Source organism: Paenibacillus sp. YAE3 (genome assembly GCF_057546105.1).
Genome location: NZ_BAAIYF010000014.1, coordinates 23,069 through 43,437, shown reverse-complemented (window position 1 = coordinate 43,437; position 20,369 = coordinate 23,069). Strand labels below are relative to the sequence as shown.

The window sequence follows — 20,369 nt, the reverse complement described above, 5'->3', positions numbered from 1 at the left end:
GTGCTTCCCGACATCGACAAAACCGGGCGAAGGGCCCCGCAAAAGGTTCTTTGCCCGTCATCTCAGGAGGACATTATGCATAGACGAAAGGTTCGAGTAGGCATCGACGTCGGCGGCACGTTCACCGACGCGGCCTTGATCGACAACGAAACGTACGAAGTCATCGAAAAGATGAAAATACCGACGACCCACCATGACCCGGACGGCGTGGCGAAAGGGATCGTGCAAATTCTGAATCGCATTCTGAAGAGCAAAGGCATCGATCCCGAAGACGTCGTCTTTATCGCCCACGGCACCACGCAGGCGACAAACGCTTTGCTGGAGGGCGACGTGGCCCGCGTCGGCATCATCGGCATGGGCTCCGGCCTGGACGGCCTCAGCGCCCGCTCCGAATCCAATCCCGGGGATATCGAGCTTGCGCCGGGGAAATATCTGCAAACCTACCACACCTATCTCGATTCGAAAAACTTGACGGACGATCAGATCGAAGCCGCCATCGACGAGCTCATCCGGCAGGGCGCCGAAGTCATCGTCGCTTCCGAAGCCTACAGCGTCGACGATCCTGCCAACGAGCTCCGCGTCATCGAGCTTGCGGCCCGCAAAGGCGTTTATGCAACGGGCGGCCACGAAATCAGCCAGCTCTACGGCCTAAAAACCCGGACGCGCACCGCCGTGATCAACGCCTCGCTTATCCCCAAAATGATGGAGACCGCCAATATGACCGAAAAGTCCGTCAAAGACGCGAACATTTCGTCCCAGCTCATGATCATGCGCTGCGACGGCGGCGTCATGAGCATCGACGAGGTGCGGAAGCGGCCGATTCTGACGATGCTGTCAGGCCTGGCCGCCGGGGTTGCGGGAGCGCTGATGTACGAAAAAATTTCGGACGGCATTTTCTTTGAGGTCGGCGGCACCAGCGTCGACATTTCCGTCATTAAAAACGGCAAGGTCATGATCAAAAACGCCGAGGTCGGCGGACACCGCACATACCTGCAGTCCCTGGACGTCCGCACGCTCGGCATCGCCGGCGGCAGCATGATCAAGGTCTCGGGCGGGCGCATCGCCGACGTCGGTCCGCGCAGCGCGCATATTGCCGGCAAGGAATACGAAGCTTTTGCATCCGCCGACGATATCGCCAGCCCCGAGGTCCGCTTCATCAGCCCGCGGGCGGGCGACCCGGCCGAATACGCGGTCTGCGGATGCGCGAACGGAAAGGAATATGCCTACACCCTTGCCGGGGCCGCCAACATTCTCGGATACGTTCCGGAAGGCGACTATGCGAAAGGCAATAAAGAAGCGGCGCTGAAAGCCTGGGAGGCGTTGGCGGAATCCGTCGGGGTTAGTGTGGAGGAGGCGGCCAGACAGGCGATGGACATCGCCATCGATAAAACGATGAAAACCGTCAACGCGATGATCGAAGATTATGAGCTGGACCGCAGCTTCGTTACGCTGGTGGGCGGCGGCGGCAGCGGTGCGGTGCTTGTCCCGGCGATGGCCGAACGCGAAGGCTTCAAATGCCGGATCGCGAACAACGCCCCTTACGTCTCCACGATCGGCGTGGCGCTCGCCATGGTTAAGGAACAGTTGGAGCGGACCGTCGTCAATCCGACCGATGAGGATATCAAACGCATCCGGGCCGATATCGTCGAGCGGATCGTCAAGTCCGGAGCCTCCGAGGATACCGTCGAAGTGACGATCGAAATCGACAGCCAGAAAAATATTCTCCGCGCCGTCGCCACCGGCTCCACCGAACTTCGTTCCAAGGATCTTGCCCAGGAAGCGATGTCCGAGGAAGACATGCGGGCCATTGCCGCCGGTTCCATCGACAGTCCGGTGGAAACGACCGTACTTGCCGCGCAAACCGGACGTTGGAGCTTGTTTGCCAGCGAAAGCGTAAAGAAGTCTTTGTTCGGGCTGCTGAAGAAAAAATCCAAAGCCGTCAGCGTTTTGGACCGCGAAGGCGTTGTCCGCTTCAAGAAAAACAATGCGCATTTTACCAAGCTGAATAAATCCGCGCAGGAAGTGTTAAGCTCGTTTTTGGACGAAAACACCATATATTCCGACGCCAATGCCACGATTCCGAAGGTGTTTGTCTTTTACAAGGAAAAAATGCTGGATCTAACCGGCATGCAGACCAAAGAGCAGCTGTTGTCCATCCTGGAAATCGAAACCGAAATGCTTGCGCCGCAAGATGAAATGCTGATTGTGGCTTATCAGTAAAACAGACAGCTTTGCATGCGGATTCGGGTACATGATCGATTCAGGGATCCCGAAGTACATCTAACGTGGGGAAAATCTTCTAAGTTAGCAAGGAGGTCGTTCGAATGCCGGTTCTAACCGCCCTTTTGCCCGACTGCTTGTCCGGTCTGTCCGATGAAGTTTTGGGCTGCATGGAGCTGAAACAGGATCCGCTTTTTCACAAAATACCGCCTGCGAAGATCCCCTACTATGTCCATGAGTCGCTTCAGGCCGGACGCCTGGCGGCGGCAAAATATAAGGGCCTCGATATTCGGGCGATGTGCAGGGACGCCGGCCTTCGCTATGAAATCACGGAAGCTTCCGGGACATTTCATAACGTCTCTTTTCGCGCGCAGATCGATTTTGCCAAAACGCCGCCGGAGATTATGTTGTACGCCTCTTCCCTAAAAGGCATGCAAACGGTATGCCAAGAGCTTCTTGGCGAACGGTGCGATACCGGCAAAAACGAGCTGGATTTTCTGGTCGATATTCATTTGGCTCATGAGTTTTACCACTGGCTGGAGTACCGGGATCAGGCGTTTACGAATGAAAAGCTCGACAGGATCGAGGTTTTTAAGCTGGGACCGTTTACGAAAAAATCAAGCGTGGTGCAGTGCTGCGAGCTCGCCGCGCATGCTTTTTGCAAAGACTTGCTCGGACTCCCCTGCCTGCCCAATTTGCTGGACTATGCCTATTTGATCCGGGAGCGGAAGCTTCCGGCGGATGAGTTCATGCGGCAAATCAAGGCTTGTAAATACTGGATATGACGCTCTCTCCATACCTCACGCAGTATGATATAATGGGAAAAGTTATCGTCAGCCCCGCCGGATTAGTTTTTCCCGCGTTAGATCAGGAGGAGGTATCATGTCTTCACAGATTCCGGCAGTCATCGCCAAAATCGTGTCCCAAACCCAAAAGCTCACCTTCGGCGAAAACCAAATCGCCAATTTCGTTATACACAATCCGGATTTTATTACGCGCAACACGATTACGGCCATTGCCAATGAAATCGGCGTATCGGAAACGAGCATCAACCGCTTTTGCAAAAAAATCGGCTACAAGGGCTTTAACGATTTCAAGATCGCTTTTGCCCAGGACGCTTTTTATCGGGATATGCAGGCCAAGAAAAAAGAAAGACGGGAAATCAACCCGATCGATGCGCTGGCGCTCGATTATAACGAACTGATCGTCAATACGTCCGCGCTTGTTACCGAGGAGCAGCTTCGGCGCGTGGTGGATAGTTTGAAGGGAGCACGGCGCATTTATATTATCGGGATGTTCGATTCGTACCTCGCCGCCATCGCCCTGAAGAACCGCTTGTCCATCATCGGCATTATGGCCGAGGCGGTCAATGACAGCCGTGCCATGAAGATCGCCGCCGCCCAGTGCGGCCAAGAAGACGCCGTTGTGGCCTTCTCCCGCTCCGGTTCGACGAAGGAAATCGTGGAGACGGTGGCGATCGCACAGGTCCATCAGGTCAAGACGATTGCCATCACCTGCTATGATTCGTCGCCGATTACGGAGTATGCGGACGAGAACATCATCGTGCCGGATAAAATATCAGTGAATAACAGCGCACTCCTGTCCAATCACATCACGTTCCTGTTTGTCGTCGATTTGATCATGAGCATTTTTATCTCCTCGGACAAGACTTATTTGAAAAAGAAACTCGACAGCGAGGCCGTGCTGGCCAGCGATCAGTCGATGACGAATTATTATTTATAACCCTGTTTCCCTTGCGGTAGATGCGTTTTTTCAAGGAGTATATCTTTCATTATATGTCAAGATTTTGCAAAATTCGATTCCTGCCGCTTCAGGGTACAATATATAGACGAACTAAACCGTTTCGCTCTATATATTGCTGATTGAAAGTCGCTCCTTGGATTTTTGCAAAATCCTCATGTAAAAAAAGCGTTCTTCCGGTATGCGGAAGGACGCCTTTTTTATTGTGCTGTTTGCGATCAGATCAAGATGTTATACAGATTCGAGTCCTTGTTCAGCTCGGTATACTGCAGCCCTTTGCGGTTCATGCGCTCGATCAGCGGCAGGTAGTCCTCTTTGCTGTTCAGCTCGATGCCGACGAGGGCCGGGCCGTTTTCCTTGTTATGCTTTTTCGTATATTCGAAGTTGGTGATATCGTCGCCGGGGCCGAGCACGTCTTCGAGAAATTCGCGAAGCGCGCCGGAACGCTGCGGGAAATTGATCATGAAGTAATGTTTGATGCCTTCGTACATCAGGGAACGCTCCTTGATTTCCTGCATCCGGTCGATATCGTTGTTGCCGCCGCTGATGATGCAGACGACGTTTTTGCCCTGAATCTGCTCGCTGTACAGGTCCAGCGCGGCGACCGGCAGGGCGCCCGCCGGCTCCACGACGATCGCGTTTTCGTTGTACAGGTCAAGGATGGTCGTGCACGCTTTGCCTTCCGGCACCTTCACGATGTCGTCGAGCTTGCTCGCGCAAATCGCGTACGGCATGTCCCCTACCCGTTTGACCGCGGCCCCGTCGACGAATTTGTCGATCTCCTCCAGCGTCACCACTTCACGGCGCAGCAAAGCTTCGCTCATCGAAGCCGCTCCCGACGGCTCAACGCCGATCACCTTCGTCGAAGGGCTGACGGCTTTGATGTACAAGCCCACTCCCGCCGCCAGGCCGCCGCCGCCGATCGTTACGAATACGAAATCCGCCGGCACGTCCAGGCTCTCCATAATTTCCATTCCGACCGTGCCGTTGCCCGCGATAATTTTCGGAGCGTCGAACGGGTGGATAAACGTCATGCCCTGCTCTTTGCAAGCCTTCATCGCCTGCTCGAAAGCGTCGTCGAACGTATCCCCGATCAGAATGACTTCGACGTTGCTGCCGCCGAAACGCTTCACCTGCTTGACCTTCTGGTTCGGCGTTGTGCTCGGCATATATATTTTGCCTTGGATGCCAAGGGCATTGCAGGAGAAAGCCACGCCTTGGGCATGGTTGCCCGCGCTTGCGCAGACGATGCCCCTTGCCCGCTCCTCATCCGTTAAGTTGCGGATCATGTTGTAAGCGCCGCGGATTTTAAAGGACCGCACGACCTGCAAATCTTCCCTTTTCAAATAGACGTTGCATTTGTATTTCGCCGACAGCACGGCATCGTGCTGAAGCGGCGTGCGCACGATCACCTCGCGCAGCACGTGATGGGCACGCACGATATCCTCCATCGAAACCGATTGGTCGCTGACTTCCGACGCCGGCGCCGTATTGGCAACGCCCGCAGCCGTTTCTTGCACATGTTCCTTCATTTTTGTTCCCCTCACTCCATCAGCCCGCTTTTTTTATCGCTTCCGGGCTTTGATTCTCGCCTTAAAAGTTTATTACTCAGTACCGTACCTTTTTTGCTGCCATTTTTCAAGAGTAATTTAGGAAAAATCGATATACGGAGATGGGATCGCCCGAACGCAAAAAACCTCCCGCCCCATGTCGGACAGGAGGTTCTCCCTTATAGATTAGAAACGGTTATCCAGCCAGTCGGAGGCGGCGTACAGCTCCCTTTTACTTAACTGATGGCCTTGGTTGTCCCAATGCACCTGAACCTCGGCTCCCGCTCCGGCCAGAAGCGACTGCAGTTCTTCCGTTTCGGACACGGAGCAGAGCGGGTCGTTTTTGCCTGCGCCGATAAAGACCGGAACTCCGGTCAGATCCGGCAGCTGCTTGCCGCGCAGCGGCACCATCGGGTGGAGCAGCACCGCTCCCCACAGCGCATGTTCGTAATGGAACAGCAGGCTGGCGGCGATGTTGGCGCCGTTCGAGAAGCCGACGGCGATCATGCGCTCGCGCTGCAGGCCGTATTCCTTCGCCGCTTCGTCGAGGAAATCATTCAGCTCTTTCGTGCGGAACACCAAATCCTCTTCGTCGAACACGCCTTCCGCCAACCGGCGGAAAAAGCGCGGCATGCCGTTTTCGAGCACGTTGCCGCGCACGCCCAGCACGGACGATTCCGGCGACAGCATCTCGGCCAGCGGCAGCAGGTCATGCTCGTTGCCCCCGGTGCCATGCAAAAGGACCAGCACCGGCGCAGCCGGATCGGAACCTTGTTTAAAAACATGCTTCATGCTTAGATTGCTCATTGAAATTCCCCCTTCACTTCACGTACTTCAATCTTGGTCAATATTTGTTCGATCAATTCGCGCTGCGGCTCGTACCATTCCGGCAGCATCAAATGCGTGCCCAGTTCCTCGAAAGTTTCGTCGCGGGCAAAGCCCGGAGGATCGGTCGCGATTTCGAACAAAATACCTCCCGGTTCACGGAAGTATATCGCATTAAAATACTGGCGGTCAATGACCGGCGTCGGCTGGAAGCCGATTTCCGCCAGCAGCGCGCGCCATTGTTCATGTTCTTCATAGTCTTTGGCCCGCCAGGCGATGTGATGCACCGTGCCTGCGCCGGGATCGCCCCACGGGGCATTTTCGGCGTTGACGTCGATGATGTTGCCGATGTCCCCGAATCCTTTAAAGCGAACAAGGCCGTTTTCTTCGGCCACGCGCTCGAGACCGAGCACTTTTTCCAGCACGAGCATCGTATTTTTCGAGGAGATGCTGCTGAGCATCGCGCCTCCAAAGCCTTTGATCGCATGTTCCGCCGGAATGCCGTTAAAGGACCAGCGGCTTGGCGCTCCTTCCTCGCGTTCCACGAGCTCGATTTGCAATCCCGATGGATCGAAGAAACGCAGGTAGCTCTCTCCGAACCGGGTCGTCGTTTCATGACGAATGCCAAAGGAATCGAGGCGTTTCGTCCAAAAGTCCATGCTGCCGGCCGGAATGGCGTATACCGTAATGCTTACTTGCCCGCCGCCGATGACGCCCGTTCTCGCGTTGTCCTGCGGAAAAAACGTGATGATCGTGCCAGGGCTGCCGTTTTCGTTGCCAAAATATAAATGATATACTTCCGGCGCGTCAAAGTTAATCGTCTTTTTGACCAGTCTCAATCCGAGTACGCCGGCGTGAAAATCGACGTTTTGCTGCGCGTTATTGACGAATGCCGTAATATGGTGAATACCTGCCGTTTTTAGCATGGTCATAATACCTCCTTTTTGTAAAATCTTTAATTCGAGATTATTAATTATATAATATGTGATTTGAAGATAAATAGCAAGGGGTTTGATTTAGCGGGCCTGCCAACAATAAGTGAAAACCCTACGCGAAGTGAATCGTTGCTCACGAATCATAAAGTAAAAGACCGGAACTCCTTGTTCATCAAGGAATCCCGGTCTTTGATTCTCCAAAACATTCGTATATCGTTCAAAGTCCGCAGCGCCACTTGTTCCACTGGGCTATCATTGCGGCTGCCTTGTTTGATCCAAACCGGTCAAACGCGCGCTGAGATCCCACAACCTGCGGCGAAATGGGCCGTCATAGGCTTGCTTGTCGGCAGCTGCTTCCCTTTTGCGATCGAAGTATCCCCCCGTCACTCCTTCGAGTTCGGCCGAAACAGCCAGATGGACGACCGCATCTGCTCCGGAACGGACGCTGCCCAGCGGAGTAACTCCGCTTTCGCGCACCATTTTCGTATCGAGGTACGTTCCGGGATGCAAGCAGTTGCTGGTGATCCCGGAACTCCGGAAAGTTTCGGCCAACTCGAACGTGAACGCTACGAGTGCCAGCTTGCTTTGCTGATAGGCCGCTAACGGCGAATAACCTCGTTCCAGCATCAAGTCGGATAGATCGATCCGTTTCTGACTTGCGGACGCAACATTCACGACCCGCGCCGAATTTGCTTTCAACATGGGCAGCAGCAAACCGGTCAGCAGAAACGGGGCCAAATAATTGACAGCAAGCATAAGCTCATATCCGTCCCGGCTTAAGGCGCGCGCTCCTGATCCACCGGTACCCGCGTTGTTGATCAGCGCATCGAGACCGGCATACCCGTCCTGTACCTCCGCTGCGAACCGCCGCACTTCGGCAAGCGACGAAAAGTCCGCCTTATGAAAACGAATGTTTTCGTTTCCCGTGAACCGGACGATCTGCTCCACAGCAGCCCTTCCCCGCTCGCCATTTCTCCCGTGCACAATAACGGTCGCTCCCCGCGACGCCAAATCGATCGCGGTCTGTTTGCCGATGCCGTCCGTCGCTCCCGTCACAAGAATCGTTTGTTCATGGATCGGCTTCATGATGCTCCCGCCTTCTTAATGGCAATTTTGTTTTTGATTTTGCTCCCACAGCCGCAAATGATCGTATGCTTCAAATTTTTAATCGGTTGGCGGCATACGGGACATACAATTCGATGACGAACCGTTTTGCTTCACCTCTCCTTCCTTATATGACGATGCTCCGGTTGAAGCATCAGGCGTTTCTACCCCTTTGCAGCATGCGGATCATGGGTTACTTCATTTCCCCTGTTGCCATGAGGACTGCTCTCCCCAGTGTATGGCCCAGCATGGTGAATCCCAGGAGAGCCGGCGTGGCGCTTGGGTCAACGCCGATCTTCTCGACATCCAGCGCATGGACGACAAAATAATACCGATGAGGACCGTGTCCGGCTGGAGGCGCCGCACCGATAAATCGTTCAAGCCGCAAATCGTTCGGCAGTTGCAAGGCGCCTTCCGGCAAGCCGCTGCCATGCTCGTCGCCTGCGCCGGCCGGCAGCTCGGTAACGCCGGCAGGGATGTTAATGACCGCCCAGTGCCACAGGCCCGATCCGGTCGGGGCATCGGGGTCATACGCGGTAACGGCGAAGCTCTTCGTGCCTTCGGGCGCACCCGACCATTTCAAATGAGGCGAAAGATCTTTGCCCCCCTCCACTCCAGACGCGTATTGCTGGGGAGGCAAGGGAAAGCCCTCCACAATATCGTTACTCGTTACCTGAAAGGCTGCGACTTCCGGCAATTTGGCAAATGGGTTGTTGTTCACTGTAGATTCCTCCTTTTTTTGTATGACTCGATTATATATACAAGAATCGATTCTGTAAATATAAATATTTTTTTGTTTTCATTTTCGAATTCCAGCTTGTTTTTTTATAGGTTTCAGTGTAAATTATTTAAACGTGGATAATCCCGATGTTATAAAGGATGGTGTCGGCTTCATGGCGAAAAGAAACGGTTCGTCCACTTTAAGTGAAAATGTTACAAAGAAACTCCGGCATGATATTTTGGCCGGGAAATATGAACCGGGCTCTCCATTAACCGTTTCGGAACTAACCAAAAGTTTCGATGTCTCGGTTGCCGTCGTTCGGGAAGCTCTAACCCGGTTAGCGGCCCAAGGCCTCGTTTTGCAAAACCCGAATCACGGCTTTTCCGTGAAAACGGCGTCGGAAGAAGAATTGAAAAGCATCATAGAAGCGCGGTTGATCAATGAATCCGCAGCATTACGCCTGTCCATCGCCCATGGCGATCTCACCTGGGAATCCAATGTCATCGCCCTTCACCACAAATTATCGCAAACGGCCGAATACGAGGAAGTGGATCAAAAGCTTGCCATTCTCGAAGAGTGGTCCGACATCCACCGTCAATTTCATTACCAGCTTATCGCCGCATGTCCGAATTTACTTCTCCTTGATATCTGCAGACGCCTTTGGGATTTGAGCGAATTTTATCGACATTGGTCGTTCCAGCAGCAGCCAACCCGCGATGGCCGCGCCGAACACAAGGCATTAACCGATGCCGTTCTTAGCCGCGACAGCGATCGTGCCGTCGACATCTTTAGAACGCACATCCAGCTCACTGCGGACAACCTGCTTGACAATCTATAACGGTCTGCTCCTTTAGAATGAAGCAAAATAAAACACCTTCAAAAACATGCACCCATCTCTTTAAGGTATGGAGGCATCTTTGAAGGTGTTTTTTTCGCGGCAACAAGAGTCAGCTGCCTGGTGAAAATAACGATAAATCCGAGAAGGCATCACCATGAGCATACCCCGAAAGGTTAAGCCCGCTGATCATGTTACAGCCAGTCTCTTTTTTCAAAAAAGCGCTGCCCGACAAGCAAATAAGCTGCTCCCGTCACCAACGTAATGGCCCATAAGCTGTATGGTTCGACCCTTGGGGCATAGATGGCCGCCTGCGGCATCATCACATAATAGGGAATCGTAAACGGAAGCCAGGCTCCGATCGCGGAATGAAACCCGGTCAGCACGATGTTCGGCACGACATAACCTACGGACAACGCCAGGGAAGCGCCGAAATTGCGCACTTTAATGGAAACGATCAGCTGCAGGGCGGCGAGCGGCAGAATGCCGATCCATCCCCCAAGCCCGGTATACAGCAACGTTCCCCAAGGAATGCTTCCCGGAGCACCCGCCAGCTTGCCTGCGGCAAGGTAGCCCAACATGAATACAAGTTGCACCAATGCCAGAATCCCGATTAACACCAAGTATTTGGCATAGAATACGTTATGCCGCGGACCGGGAAATCCAAGCGCGATCTTCCAGCCCCCGTCCCGGTGCTCGTACATACACAATAAGGAAGCCAGAATCCCGCAATAGAGGGGATAGAAAAACATAGAATGAAGATTCACGCTGTGGATATAAAGGGTCGTCCAGCTCGGCGCAAAAAATTCCTTCAAACTTTGGAGCTGCTCCACGCCCATGGCTGCATTGATCAGCGTATCCAGCAAAGCCAGCAAAAAAACAATGTTCCATTGGGTTTTCATCGCTTCGGCACGCAAAAGCATTTTCATGTCTTCCGTTCCTCCTATACAAACTCTCTTCTGGCGAACATGAAAGCTCCCAGGATCGACAACCATAATCCCATGCCTAGCGATATCCAAATCCACTGGACATGACCGGGAATAAGCGGACTGGATAAAGCGGGATATGACCAAGGAAGAAGATGAATGATGAAAGAACTGCTTCGGGCCAAAAACAGGCTGGAAATGGAGCCGAATATTCCTATAGCCAGCGGCAGCGCCTGATTGGAAAATACGGTGGAAAACCACAGCTGGATCGCCATCATCGGCAGGGAAGACAAGCAGACGAAAAGCGGCTGTAAGATCAGGATTTTCCACGGCAGCGGTTCGCTCGTATATAAAAACCAAATGATGCACATGCCCACGACCGTAATCGCCACGGTGCACAGCTGCAAAATGAAAATCCACAGCAATTTCGCCAGATAAACCGATCCTTTGGGGATCGGCATGGCCAGCAGCTGCTTCCAAGCCTTCGTTTCGTGCTCCGTACCTGCCATTATGCTGGCAAGAATCGTAATGCCCAATAAAAAAACAAACGAGATAAACATATACATGACGGCAAAACCCGCATAGACTCCCCCGGGTCCTTGCCGAAAATAAAGGTACCATTCTAGCGCCGTCATGCTGATTAAAATGATGCCTTGAAAGAAAGGGATCAAACGGCATAACCTCTTCAGTTTGAGGCCTTCGGCACGGATCAGCTCCATATTCATAAGCTTTGCTCCTGCCCGGTCAATTCAAGGAAAATTTCTTCAAGGGTCTTTTTCTTCTCCGTTACCCTGTAGACATCATGCCGCCGTCCAACAAGATATCGGATCATTTCGGCCGATTCCTTCCGACCGGTTACGGAGGTTCTAATCTGACCTGTCGCTGCATCCGGCTCCGCATCCCATCCGTTGTCGTTTAAGGCAGCCGCTGCTTCCATAGGCTGGTCGATTTCCATCCATACATAAGGCCTGCTTCGTTCGGTCAATTCCTGAAGCGGCCCTTGGAAGATCAATTCTCCATGGTTAATAATCCCTACATAGGTGGCCACCTGCTCAATTTCACTCAAGAGGTGGCTGGAGAGCAAAACCGTGATGTCAAAGTCACGGGGCAGCCGCGTAATCAGCTCGCGGATTTCTTGTATGCCGGATGGGTCCAAGCCGTTCGTCGGCTCGTCCAGAATCAGCAGCTTGGGTTCCGTAATCAGCGCCATCGCAATGCCCAGCCGCTGTTTCATGCCAAGGGAATACCCCTTCACCGGACGATGGGCGGCTTGCTCCAGCCGGACCCATTGCAACACCTCGTTGATTCTGGATTCCGGAATCCCGTGCATCAGTGTTACGATTTTCAGATTTTTATAGCCTGAAAGATGGGCATAGTAAGACGGAGATTCGACGAGCGATCCCACATCTTTTAATATCTCCATTCGGTTTTTGTTCAGATCTTTGCCCAAAATGCGGATATCTCCGGACGAAGCGCGTATCAAACCAAGGAGCATCCGGATCGTGGTTGTTTTCCCGGCTCCGTTCGGCCCCAAAAATCCATAGATCTCGCGCTTCGGAACCTTCAGGTCAATCCGCTTCACCGTCTCCCGTTGTCCAAACCTTCGCGTTAGCTGATGGGTGTCGATTGCATAATCCGTCATTGTTTATTCCTCCTGCTTGCATCTTAACGAACATCTCAAGTGTAGCAATGCAGGGTAAATAACAGGTAAACAAGGAATAAACGGCAGCCTAATTCATCGGCCTAACCCGGCAATGTGATCTCAACCCGGGTGCCCCCGCCGTCGGCCCTCATGATGTTCATCCGTCCGGAATGCGCTTCGACAAAGGCTCTGGCGATCGCGATCCCTTTGCCGGAATGAACCATCCCCTCCTTCAGCACGCCCTCGCCGATCCCGACTCCACTGTCTTCGATCACAATGAACCCGCTGTTATCTCGAACTGCAAATTCGCATGTAACCTGAGTTCCGGGGGGATTATGGATCACGGCGTTCATCAGTAGGTTTTGAATGGCTCTCCCGAGCAGCTTGCTGTCAAAATCCATCCTATACATGCTTTCCGAAGCCGTAAAAGTAAACAGGGTATGCTCCGCCAAAGGATGGTTTGCGATATCGATGACCACATCGCGCAGAAAATTCACCACATCTTCCCTTTTACGGTCCATGGGAAATGGCTCTACCGGCCAGCGGTTCGTATGATTCAAATCCTGGATCAGCCTTTTGATGTCTGCCGTCTTATCGCTGATCTGCCTGCTGAAATTCGACTTTTCTTCATCGGTCCAATGATACTCGGCTGCGGTTAACATGTGGGCGTAACCCTCAATATAGGACAGCGGCGTTTTCAGGTCGTGACTGATGGACGAAATCCATTCCTGCTTTTTGGCTTCCATATTCAGCCGATCCTCTTCGCTCTGACGCAGCTGCTCCGATAACTGGCTCATCTCCTCCAACAATTCCTTGTATAACGCATAAGGATAACGATAGCTTTTTTCTTGTACGGCACCCTTGGATTGCTTCCGAACATGGTCTTCGGGCTGTTGGTAGTTCCCATCGTATAAACGGTGGATCCAACGAATGAAATAGATCAGGGGTTTGCCGACGCTCCAGCCGCAAGCCAAAATAAATAAGACGATTTGAATGAGCCCAATTGAAAACAGTAATGTTCTAGTGGATATGAACTGCAGCGGAGTTATGACTTCCCGAAGATAAATAAGGACAATCGCAAGGATAATAAAGCAAGCAACAGAAGCCGCCACCAGCACGAGGGTGAACTGAATAAAACGAATCGCCATTTTGATCATGGCTTCATTCCTGCCCCTTCCTCAGGGCTACCATTTTGTAGCCCAGCCCCCTGACGTTCACAAGAAAGCGGGGATGGCCCGGGTCGGGTTCAATCTTTTTCCGCAGCCGGGAGATATGGATCACAACGGTCTTCTCATCTCCGAGATAAGGCTCGTTCCAGACCGCTTCGTATAAGTGGCGTGTGCTGAAAATACGGTTCGGATGACGGCATAAAAATACGAGCAGTTCCCATTCGCGGGCCGGGCATTCCATCCGCTTCCCGTCTACGATGAGCTCCCCGGCCTCAGGCTCGACCCGGAAATAGTTGTAATCCAATATCGCTGGCTGGGCCGCCGCTTTTTCTTCCCGCATCTTGTATTTCAAACGGGCTTTAATGCGGGCGACAACCTCCAAAGGGTTAAACGGTTTGGTGATATAATCGTCCCCGCCGATCCCAAACCCCATCAGCTTGTCCAAATCGGTGTCCCTGGCGGTCAAAAAAAGAATCGGCGCTTCGGTCATTTTGCGCATTTTCCGGCACACCTCGAAGCCGTCTTCATCCGGAAGCATCACATCCAGCACGATGACATCGACCGTGATCACGGCCAACATTTGCAGCGCTTCGCTTCCGGTCCCCACGCTGCGGATCTGCCGAAAACCTTCCTTTTTCAATACGGCTGTCAGCATGTCGCACAACCCCTGCTCATCGTCCACCAACAATATGGAAATTTGATCGATAAAGTTTTTCTCCATCACTCTGAGTTCCTTTTGGTTCGACATAGAATTTTATCAATACCCAAGTTGGTCTATCTGTACATCGGTATATACATGTATTATATAACAAATAAGGGAAAAAGAAGAATCCGACATTTCTTCATCATTTTTGGAAAATAAAAAAATCGCCCATGTTTGGATCAACCAGCATGAGCGTTTTAAGGAATGGGGCATTCTCTATTCACCTGAAGTGTAAACCAACGGCGACCAATGTCCGTTTTTCTCTGTAGACTCGGAATCGTCAGCCGAGCGATAAGAGGAGGCTTGAATTTCAAACATTTCAGAATAGGTGCCATTTAACCTCATCAAGCTTTCATGCGTGCCTTCTTCAATAATTCGGCCGTTCTCCAATAAAATGATTTTGTCCGCCGTTCTGGCCGTGGAAAGTCTGTGAGATATGAATACTCCAATTTTATCGCATGTCAGCTGCTCGAATTTTTCGAATACTTCCCGCTCGGAATGAGGGTCCAAATAAGAACTCGGCTCATCCAAAATATAAATATCCGCATTTCGCATAAAAGCTCTCGCAATGGCAACACGCTGCCACTGTCCGCCTGACAATTGCTGGCCATCCTCAAACCATTTTCCAAGAACCGTATTCAATTTATTAGGCAGTCGTTGAATTAATTCGGTAATTCCGGATTGCTCAACGGCGTTCCATACAAGCTGATCATTCTCCTTATCCTTTACATCCCCAAATCCGACATTGTCCCTTACCGTCATTTCATATTGTACGAAATCCTGAAAAACCACACCCATTTTTTCACGAAAGCTTTCTTTATTCAGATCGCGTATAGATTTCCCGTTAATCAAAATATCCCCTTCAAAATCCGAATATAATAACGTAATCAGCTTTACGATGGTAGATTTGCCGGACCCGTTTTTGCCTACGATGGCTAGTTTCTCATTTTTATTCAAGGTAAAGCTTACATTCGAAAGCGCATTTCTCTCCGTATTCGGATATTTAAAAGACACGTTGCGAAATTCCAGGCTTTGAATACCGGATATTTTTTGGCCCGATCCCTGTACCTCTTCCTCCTCGGGCAAATCCAAAAAATCAAACAGCTGTTTGACATACAAATTGTTTTGACACAAACTCAGGATTCCTTGAACGATGCTTTGCGAGGTGGATTGGGTCAGCGTAATGGCTTGAATGAAACTGATCAGATTCCCCAGCAAAATTTGTCCCATGTATGCACTATAAACAGCCAGAAAAACGACGAAACCGCATGCCCCTTGATTGATAATTTGAAAAAACAAGGATGTATAAGATCTTCGGGCAGCCAAAAATTTATCCTCTTTAAAAAACTCTTTCAGTATCGCCATATATCTTCCGCGCAGATAATGCCCTAACTGAAAAATTTTGATTTCTTTAAAACTGTTGTCCCGGGTCACCAGAAATGACAAATACCACGATTCCCGCTGCTTTGCCGCCCTCCTGTAATAAGTATTAAATTCCCTTTGCCCGATTCGCAAAAAAGAATAGAATGACAAACACGGAATAAGGAAGATGACAAAGATGACCCACCACTTCCAGGCAACAAGAATCGCGCAGGCCGAGAACAGGGTTACGACACTGCTAATAATCGCAAGGATTTGCACAAAGATCTCAAAAGGCCGATAATTTGCTTCCGCTTGGGCGCGCTGCAGCTTATTTTGAACGTCGGCATCTTCAAAAGACTGCAATGTCATTTGATGCGCCTTTTCAATGATTTTTAAGTTCACCCTGTTGGACAGGAGGCTTTGAAACATTTTTCGAAAGTACCCGTCAACGATATTGAACAAGTCCGATAAAACGTTCAGTGCAATCAAAAATCCAAATGCAAGCAGGACAGGTCTAAAGTCACCTTTGGACACGCCTCCGACGACATGGTTAATCAATTCCCTTGTAGCAATAAGGACAACGGCAGGCAGGACGCCTTTAAGCAAACTGACGAACAAGATCCCCATCAAATAAGGGGCGTGGGTTTCCCATAACAGTTTAAATATACGAGGCCAGAATAGAAATGTCCGAAATATATTTTTGGAGGAAAACGACACGTAATCATCCTTCATGCTTGTATCAGGAGATAACATTTAGAGCTCCTTTCGCGTGATAAAAATGGGCCGCAGAAAATTTGGCTAAAGCCATGCATTTTATTTCGAGTTCCCGATCAATACCGAGCAAGCGATTGATATGCATATGAACCAAACTGGCCAGAATATCATTGGGGTCATTGGTCAGTCCCGTTTGCTTGTTCGCGTCATGAATCATTTTGGAATACGACTTGATCAGCGATTGTCTTTCGTATAATGCATGGAGTAGAGGATTTGGAGCATCCGCCCGGAACAACAGCCCGGATTCTTTGGCCTCCAAAGCTTGAATGATGTCGTTTTTTAATTCCCTATATGCCTTCATATGCTCCTTGCCGTCAACTTTGCGTTCCAGCCAATTCATCTGTTCTTCCAGGTTCAGTCCGAAGCTGGAGAGAATATCCAAAATATTCATGACCGCCGCCACTTCCTCGGCAAGATGGATTTGTTTTCTCCGGACTTCTCCCAGATATAGACTTACGAATTTACTGTCGGCAGCAAAAACAGACTCGGCCGTCTCCATCAATGAGAGCCCGCCATATCTTTCGAATTCCGGGACATAGGTGTCGATCGTCATTCGAGTCAACAGTCCATCATGACGCAACTTGTTACACCATTGATTCAGGTAACGAATCCCCGTGGACCACAACTCTTGCGGATTGCCGTTAAATCTTAACCTTATATGGTTTTCATCGTCTTTATAGCGGATAAAATAAAACTTCTCTGCCCACTGCCTGATCTCAGGCTGGTCCCATAAATCGGCCAAATGTAAGCCTATAAGATCATTTTCCCTCTCATAGATCCCGTACAATTTTATATAAAGCCATTCCTCACCGGGGAGAACCCCCCTGGATATGAATGGAAAACTGGCTGCCTCGTGTTTTAGATTTCCTTTCCTGGCGAGGTCAGGAGAAGGTTTTGGATCGATTTTGCTTTTGAGCAGGGGGAAAACAAATTCGCCGATATATTTTCCGTTATCCGAGGTTAGAGGCGTAGAACCCGGGTGACCTATGCACTCAGTTAGAAGCAACTCTTGGCCGTCCCTCAGCTTCGCTGTTTCACGCCGCAATTCCTCTACGCATAACGGATTGTCCAAGTCCAAGAGCAGCCTGTTATCGCCCATTGTTAAATAGACATACCGCGGAACCTTCCATCTGTCCTTCCACAGGTTGAATGTTTTGTCCCACTCTTCCCTTGAATCAGTACTACCAAGAGTCAGCTTGGAAAGCCTCCACTGTGCGGAGCTAATGATGATATTTTTGTAACGGAGCCGTGGCAAAAAGGGGGATTGCTCTAACGGTCCCCAGTTAAAATAAGACCACGTCCCCATTAATTTTCTGGATATATCACTAAGAAACCTAAACATATAGGGGGAGATTCTGTGGTTAAACATATGCGTTTGCAACGGAATAACCTCTTTTCCCAACCTTTTGGATTTAATATAAAATCGATCATATGTAGCCCCTACAAGTAAGTCATCGATATGCAGTGTATGTTGCTGATCCTTGGAGGAAGTGGTGCCAGATACGATTTCGTACCCCAATCCGTTTTTTCCGAGCATAATGTTCGAGACCCTGCCGCTAGAGGGCATAAAAACCAGTTCAGCCAGCACAGCGTCCGGATGAAACTGTTGATGGTGAGAATAAACTTGTTTGAATTTTTCAATCAATGTTGAATCGAACATATCCATAAATCGCCCCATCGTTTTCCCGGCTCCGCTCGATCCTGCACTTGCCCCCAATACCAGCTTGTAATCCCCCTGGTCCACATGCCGGGCGGAATCGGCCAATAACGTATAATAAATCTCCATCGATTCAGGAGCATCGTTCGGATCCGTCACTACAGTCAGTTGCCGAACATATTCATCCGTAAGCTGAATTTCAACAGATCCCTGGCGTACAGCCTCCGAAACCAATTGGAATAAAGCAGCGTTGCGGCCATATAAGTTCTGCTGACCTTCAGGGCTAAACTCCGGCTGGTATGCTTTTGGAACTCCAAGCCCCCAATCAGGATCAAACAGCTCCTGAATCGGGATTTCTTGATATACGCCGTATTTTTCGAGAAAGCGATTTAAATACTCTTCTAACCCCACTCCTTCAGGAACAAATAATTTACACATCAGCTCGGCACCGAGCGCAACATCGTCAGCGACAGATTGGGACAGCATAACATGTTTATCCAATGTAACATCAACCTGAACCAAATGATCCGTTGCCACAACTTCATTCATCTTTGCGGTAAGCTGATGGAATAAAGGCTCGCCTTGTCCAATAAGACATCGCTCGTACAGCATAAGCAGGTCGCTGATCTCACTTAATACCGCCATCCATTTTTCAGCCCCATCCTTTCCTGCAAGCACACCCCTTATATGTTCCAATGGTGGCACATCCATAAACGGAGGCCGAAGCTCGCTGATTATAAACTCCTGCTCCAACAACTGCGACAAAAAATGATGAACAACGTCATCGGTTGCTTCCGGGAAAGCCTTCAACATCACTTGCTTTAGCGTCTTCACTTCAATCGGCTCTTCCGCGGCGTTCAGCGCAAATTCAACGACTTCCGAATACCCGATTGAGTTGATCCCTTCAGGGAAGGCCTCGAGTTTTAATATCCCGTATTGAGGGCGAACAGGCAGCTTAATCCGATTTCCTTTAAGCATTGATGTTTTGTTACGTGATACCTTTAATCCATCAACAATGTCCGGATCCGACTCCAGCCGTTTGATCAAATGAAAAATCCACTCCATATCAGGCCTAGCCCTCTTCCTGTTGTCCGCTACAGAACCGGTATCCAAGTCGCTATAGTCTCCGAAATACCCTTGAGCTACCCTTGAAAACAAACCATATGGAGTGGTTCGGGTCGACATTCGAATAAAATAGCGGAGAAAACTAATGAATGTCTTTTCATATTTTTGCAAGGCTTTTCGGTCCGATTCACATGCCGTTGTATGCAAAAAATTTAGAAAAGACCTCAGCGAAGGAGACGCAACCGCTATAGCTTCTTGAACGATGGAGTTCATTGCTTCCTCTTTTAATCGCTCTTCCGTCTCTTGGGCTGGTTTCGCTTGAAAGGAAGGCTGCGACAAAACATGCAAATAGGCATTGAGAGGAAGTAAAGGGATTCTGACGATAAAAAAATCACACGGCTTATACCATCTCTTCGATTTCAACGGATTTATACTGGTATGCATCTTCATAACCGGCCTCCTCCAAATGATTGTTTACGACGTTTAATCGATATCCCAGTCCGTGGCAAGTTACTAGTATTTTCGGATTGCTGGGATCGGCCTCGATCTTCTCTCTCAGCTTTCGAATATGAACATACACCGTATTGGATGAAGTGAAGGTATCGACACCCCAAACCTTATTGATGATGTGATCAATATTGGAGACCCAGTCGCCGCATTCCAAAAAATATTCCAGCAACCTGTATTCCATCAGCGTAAGCATTTGCCCCTCTCCGTCCTTCCAAATCATTTTGACATTGGGGTCATATATTGTATCCGGCGATAAATAAACACACTCCCTCTCCCTCTTTGCCTTCTTGTCATTGCATTGGGAGGAAAGAGATAGAAGTTGATCCAGAATATCGAGCTCGAACTGGTTGTTATCACCCGGAGTCAGAAAAATGAATGGAATGCTGTTTTTTTCTCTGAGCCTGCACCAGATGGATAATTCCTTTAACGTAAGATTCCTCTGACAAACGATGATGCCTATACATCGATGGTCAATGGCTAATTCTATTTGGTGAAATGAGTCATAAAACAAAATTTGGATATGGCTGGATTCATTCATGAGGTTAAAAAACACTTGGTTGGGACTATCGGGCGCAACAAAAATGATTGTTTTTTTCATATGAACCCCCTA

Annotated in this window: 17 protein-coding genes; 4 read left to right on the top strand and 13 right to left on the bottom strand. The window is 50.2% G+C overall.

Translation table 11 applies throughout. The annotated features are described in order from the left end of the window. The first annotated feature begins 75 nt into the window (after nucleotides 1-75). The 3 genes from AC27KL_RS23240 to AC27KL_RS23230 all read left to right on the top strand — a co-directional run bounded on the left by AC27KL_RS23240 (nucleotide 76) and on the right by AC27KL_RS23230 (nucleotide 3,963). Nucleotides 76-2,220, top strand: a complete 2,145-nt coding sequence (locus tag AC27KL_RS23240) for a hydantoinase/oxoprolinase family protein (protein WP_487171239.1) — start codon at nucleotides 76-78, stop codon at nucleotides 2,218-2,220. Nucleotides 2,221-2,324: 104 nt separating this feature from the next. Continuing rightward, the gene (locus AC27KL_RS23235) at nucleotides 2,325-3,005 is read left to right on the top strand and encodes a hypothetical protein (protein ID WP_487171238.1); all 681 of its coding nucleotides are present in this window, start codon (nucleotides 2,325-2,327) and stop codon (nucleotides 3,003-3,005) included. 97 nt (nucleotides 3,006-3,102) lie between these two features. Continuing rightward, a complete protein-coding gene (locus AC27KL_RS23230) occupies nucleotides 3,103-3,963 on the top strand; it encodes a MurR/RpiR family transcriptional regulator (RefSeq protein ID WP_487171237.1) in 861 nt (286 codons plus the stop codon). Between the two features lie 236 nt (nucleotides 3,964-4,199). On the opposite strand, the gene ilvA is transcribed toward AC27KL_RS23230, so the two are convergent. The 5 genes from ilvA to AC27KL_RS23205 form a co-directional block, all read right to left on the bottom strand. Beyond that, entirely contained in the window at nucleotides 4,200-5,513 is a 1,314-nt protein-coding gene (gene ilvA / locus AC27KL_RS23225; protein ID WP_339323455.1) for a threonine ammonia-lyase IlvA, read from the bottom strand. A gap of 204 nt (nucleotides 5,514-5,717) precedes the next feature. Then, complete coding sequence (locus AC27KL_RS23220) at nucleotides 5,718-6,323, bottom strand: alpha/beta hydrolase (protein ID WP_081992707.1); 606 nt, start codon at nucleotides 6,321-6,323, stop codon at nucleotides 5,718-5,720. 11 nt (nucleotides 6,324-6,334) lie between these two features. Then, nucleotides 6,335-7,282 carry a ring-cleaving dioxygenase gene (locus AC27KL_RS23215; protein WP_487171236.1) on the bottom strand — a complete coding sequence of 316 codons (948 nt, stop codon included), beginning with the start codon at nucleotides 7,280-7,282 and terminating at the stop codon, nucleotides 6,335-6,337. A 261-nt stretch (nucleotides 7,283-7,543) separates the two neighbouring features. Then, nucleotides 7,544-8,377: an SDR family NAD(P)-dependent oxidoreductase gene (locus tag AC27KL_RS23210; RefSeq protein WP_487171235.1), complete on the bottom strand. Its 834-nt coding sequence runs from the start codon at nucleotides 8,375-8,377 to the stop codon at nucleotides 7,544-7,546. 211 nt (nucleotides 8,378-8,588) lie between these two features. Further along, complete coding sequence (locus tag AC27KL_RS23205; RefSeq protein ID WP_487171234.1) at nucleotides 8,589-9,035, bottom strand: YbhB/YbcL family Raf kinase inhibitor-like protein; 447 nt, start codon at nucleotides 9,033-9,035, stop codon at nucleotides 8,589-8,591. A gap of 253 nt (nucleotides 9,036-9,288) precedes the next feature. Between AC27KL_RS23205 and AC27KL_RS23200 the strand changes: the two genes are divergently transcribed. Beyond that, nucleotides 9,289-9,954, top strand: a complete 666-nt coding sequence (locus AC27KL_RS23200; protein ID WP_487171233.1) for a GntR family transcriptional regulator — start codon at nucleotides 9,289-9,291, stop codon at nucleotides 9,952-9,954. A 191-nt stretch (nucleotides 9,955-10,145) separates the two neighbouring features. Here AC27KL_RS23200 and AC27KL_RS23195 read toward each other — a convergent pair whose 3' ends face one another. From AC27KL_RS23195 to AC27KL_RS23160, 8 genes are all read right to left on the bottom strand, one after another. Further along, entirely contained in the window at nucleotides 10,146-10,880 is a 735-nt protein-coding gene (locus tag AC27KL_RS23195; protein ID WP_487171232.1) for an ABC transporter permease, read from the bottom strand. Nucleotides 10,881-10,894: 14 nt separating this feature from the next. Then, nucleotides 10,895-11,602: an ABC transporter permease gene (locus AC27KL_RS23190; protein WP_487171231.1), complete on the bottom strand. Its 708-nt coding sequence runs from the start codon at nucleotides 11,600-11,602 to the stop codon at nucleotides 10,895-10,897. Then, nucleotides 11,599-12,519 (bottom strand): ABC transporter ATP-binding protein, encoded by a 921-nt coding sequence (locus AC27KL_RS23185; RefSeq protein WP_487171230.1) that lies wholly within the window; start codon nucleotides 12,517-12,519, stop codon nucleotides 11,599-11,601. Before AC27KL_RS23185 ends, AC27KL_RS23190 begins: the two co-directional genes overlap by 4 nt. A gap of 101 nt (nucleotides 12,520-12,620) precedes the next feature. Then, nucleotides 12,621-13,676, bottom strand: a complete 1,056-nt coding sequence (locus AC27KL_RS23180) for a sensor histidine kinase (protein WP_487171229.1) — start codon at nucleotides 13,674-13,676, stop codon at nucleotides 12,621-12,623. 4 nt (nucleotides 13,677-13,680) lie between these two features. Beyond that, entirely contained in the window at nucleotides 13,681-14,394 is a 714-nt protein-coding gene (locus AC27KL_RS23175) for a response regulator transcription factor (RefSeq protein ID WP_487171292.1), read from the bottom strand. A gap of 213 nt (nucleotides 14,395-14,607) precedes the next feature. Continuing rightward, nucleotides 14,608-16,506, bottom strand: a complete 1,899-nt coding sequence (locus AC27KL_RS23170; protein WP_487171228.1) for an ABC transporter ATP-binding protein — start codon at nucleotides 16,504-16,506, stop codon at nucleotides 14,608-14,610. Next, the gene (locus tag AC27KL_RS23165) at nucleotides 16,493-19,699 is read right to left on the bottom strand and encodes a lantibiotic dehydratase (RefSeq protein WP_487171227.1); all 3,207 of its coding nucleotides are present in this window, start codon (nucleotides 19,697-19,699) and stop codon (nucleotides 16,493-16,495) included. Before AC27KL_RS23165 ends, AC27KL_RS23170 begins: the two co-directional genes overlap by 14 nt. After that, complete coding sequence (locus tag AC27KL_RS23160) at nucleotides 19,650-20,357, bottom strand: winged helix-turn-helix domain-containing protein (RefSeq protein ID WP_487171226.1); 708 nt, start codon at nucleotides 20,355-20,357, stop codon at nucleotides 19,650-19,652. The genes AC27KL_RS23165 and AC27KL_RS23160 overlap by 50 nt, the downstream gene beginning before the upstream one ends. Nucleotides 20,358-20,369: the final 12 nt, after the last annotated feature.

Coding starts and splice junctions, on each gene's coding strand:
- AC27KL_RS23160 (WP_487171226.1), bottom strand. CDS start 20,357: ATGAAAAAAACAATCATTTTTGTTGCGCCCGATAGTCCCAACCAAGTG.
- AC27KL_RS23210 (WP_487171235.1), bottom strand. CDS start 8,377: ATGAAGCCGATCCATGAACAAACGATTCTTGTGACGGGAGCGACGGAC.
- ilvA (WP_339323455.1), bottom strand. CDS start 5,513: ATGAAGGAACATGTGCAAGAAACGGCTGCGGGCGTTGCCAATACGGCG.
- AC27KL_RS23165 (WP_487171227.1), bottom strand. CDS start 19,699: ATGAAGATGCATACCAGTATAAATCCGTTGAAATCGAAGAGATGGTAT.
- AC27KL_RS23170 (WP_487171228.1), bottom strand. CDS start 16,506: ATGTTATCTCCTGATACAAGCATGAAGGATGATTACGTGTCGTTTTCC.
- AC27KL_RS23230 (WP_487171237.1), top strand. CDS start 3,103: ATGTCTTCACAGATTCCGGCAGTCATCGCCAAAATCGTGTCCCAAACC.
- AC27KL_RS23235 (WP_487171238.1), top strand. CDS start 2,325: ATGCCGGTTCTAACCGCCCTTTTGCCCGACTGCTTGTCCGGTCTGTCC.
- AC27KL_RS23240 (WP_487171239.1), top strand. CDS start 76: ATGCATAGACGAAAGGTTCGAGTAGGCATCGACGTCGGCGGCACGTTC.
- AC27KL_RS23180 (WP_487171229.1), bottom strand. CDS start 13,676: ATGATCAAAATGGCGATTCGTTTTATTCAGTTCACCCTCGTGCTGGTG.
- AC27KL_RS23190 (WP_487171231.1), bottom strand. CDS start 11,602: ATGAATATGGAGCTGATCCGTGCCGAAGGCCTCAAACTGAAGAGGTTA.
- AC27KL_RS23200 (WP_487171233.1), top strand. CDS start 9,289: ATGGCGAAAAGAAACGGTTCGTCCACTTTAAGTGAAAATGTTACAAAG.
- AC27KL_RS23220 (WP_081992707.1), bottom strand. CDS start 6,323: ATGAAGCATGTTTTTAAACAAGGTTCCGATCCGGCTGCGCCGGTGCTG.
- AC27KL_RS23185 (WP_487171230.1), bottom strand. CDS start 12,519: ATGACGGATTATGCAATCGACACCCATCAGCTAACGCGAAGGTTTGGA.
- AC27KL_RS23195 (WP_487171232.1), bottom strand. CDS start 10,880: ATGAAAATGCTTTTGCGTGCCGAAGCGATGAAAACCCAATGGAACATT.
- AC27KL_RS23215 (WP_487171236.1), bottom strand. CDS start 7,282: ATGCTAAAAACGGCAGGTATTCACCATATTACGGCATTCGTCAATAAC.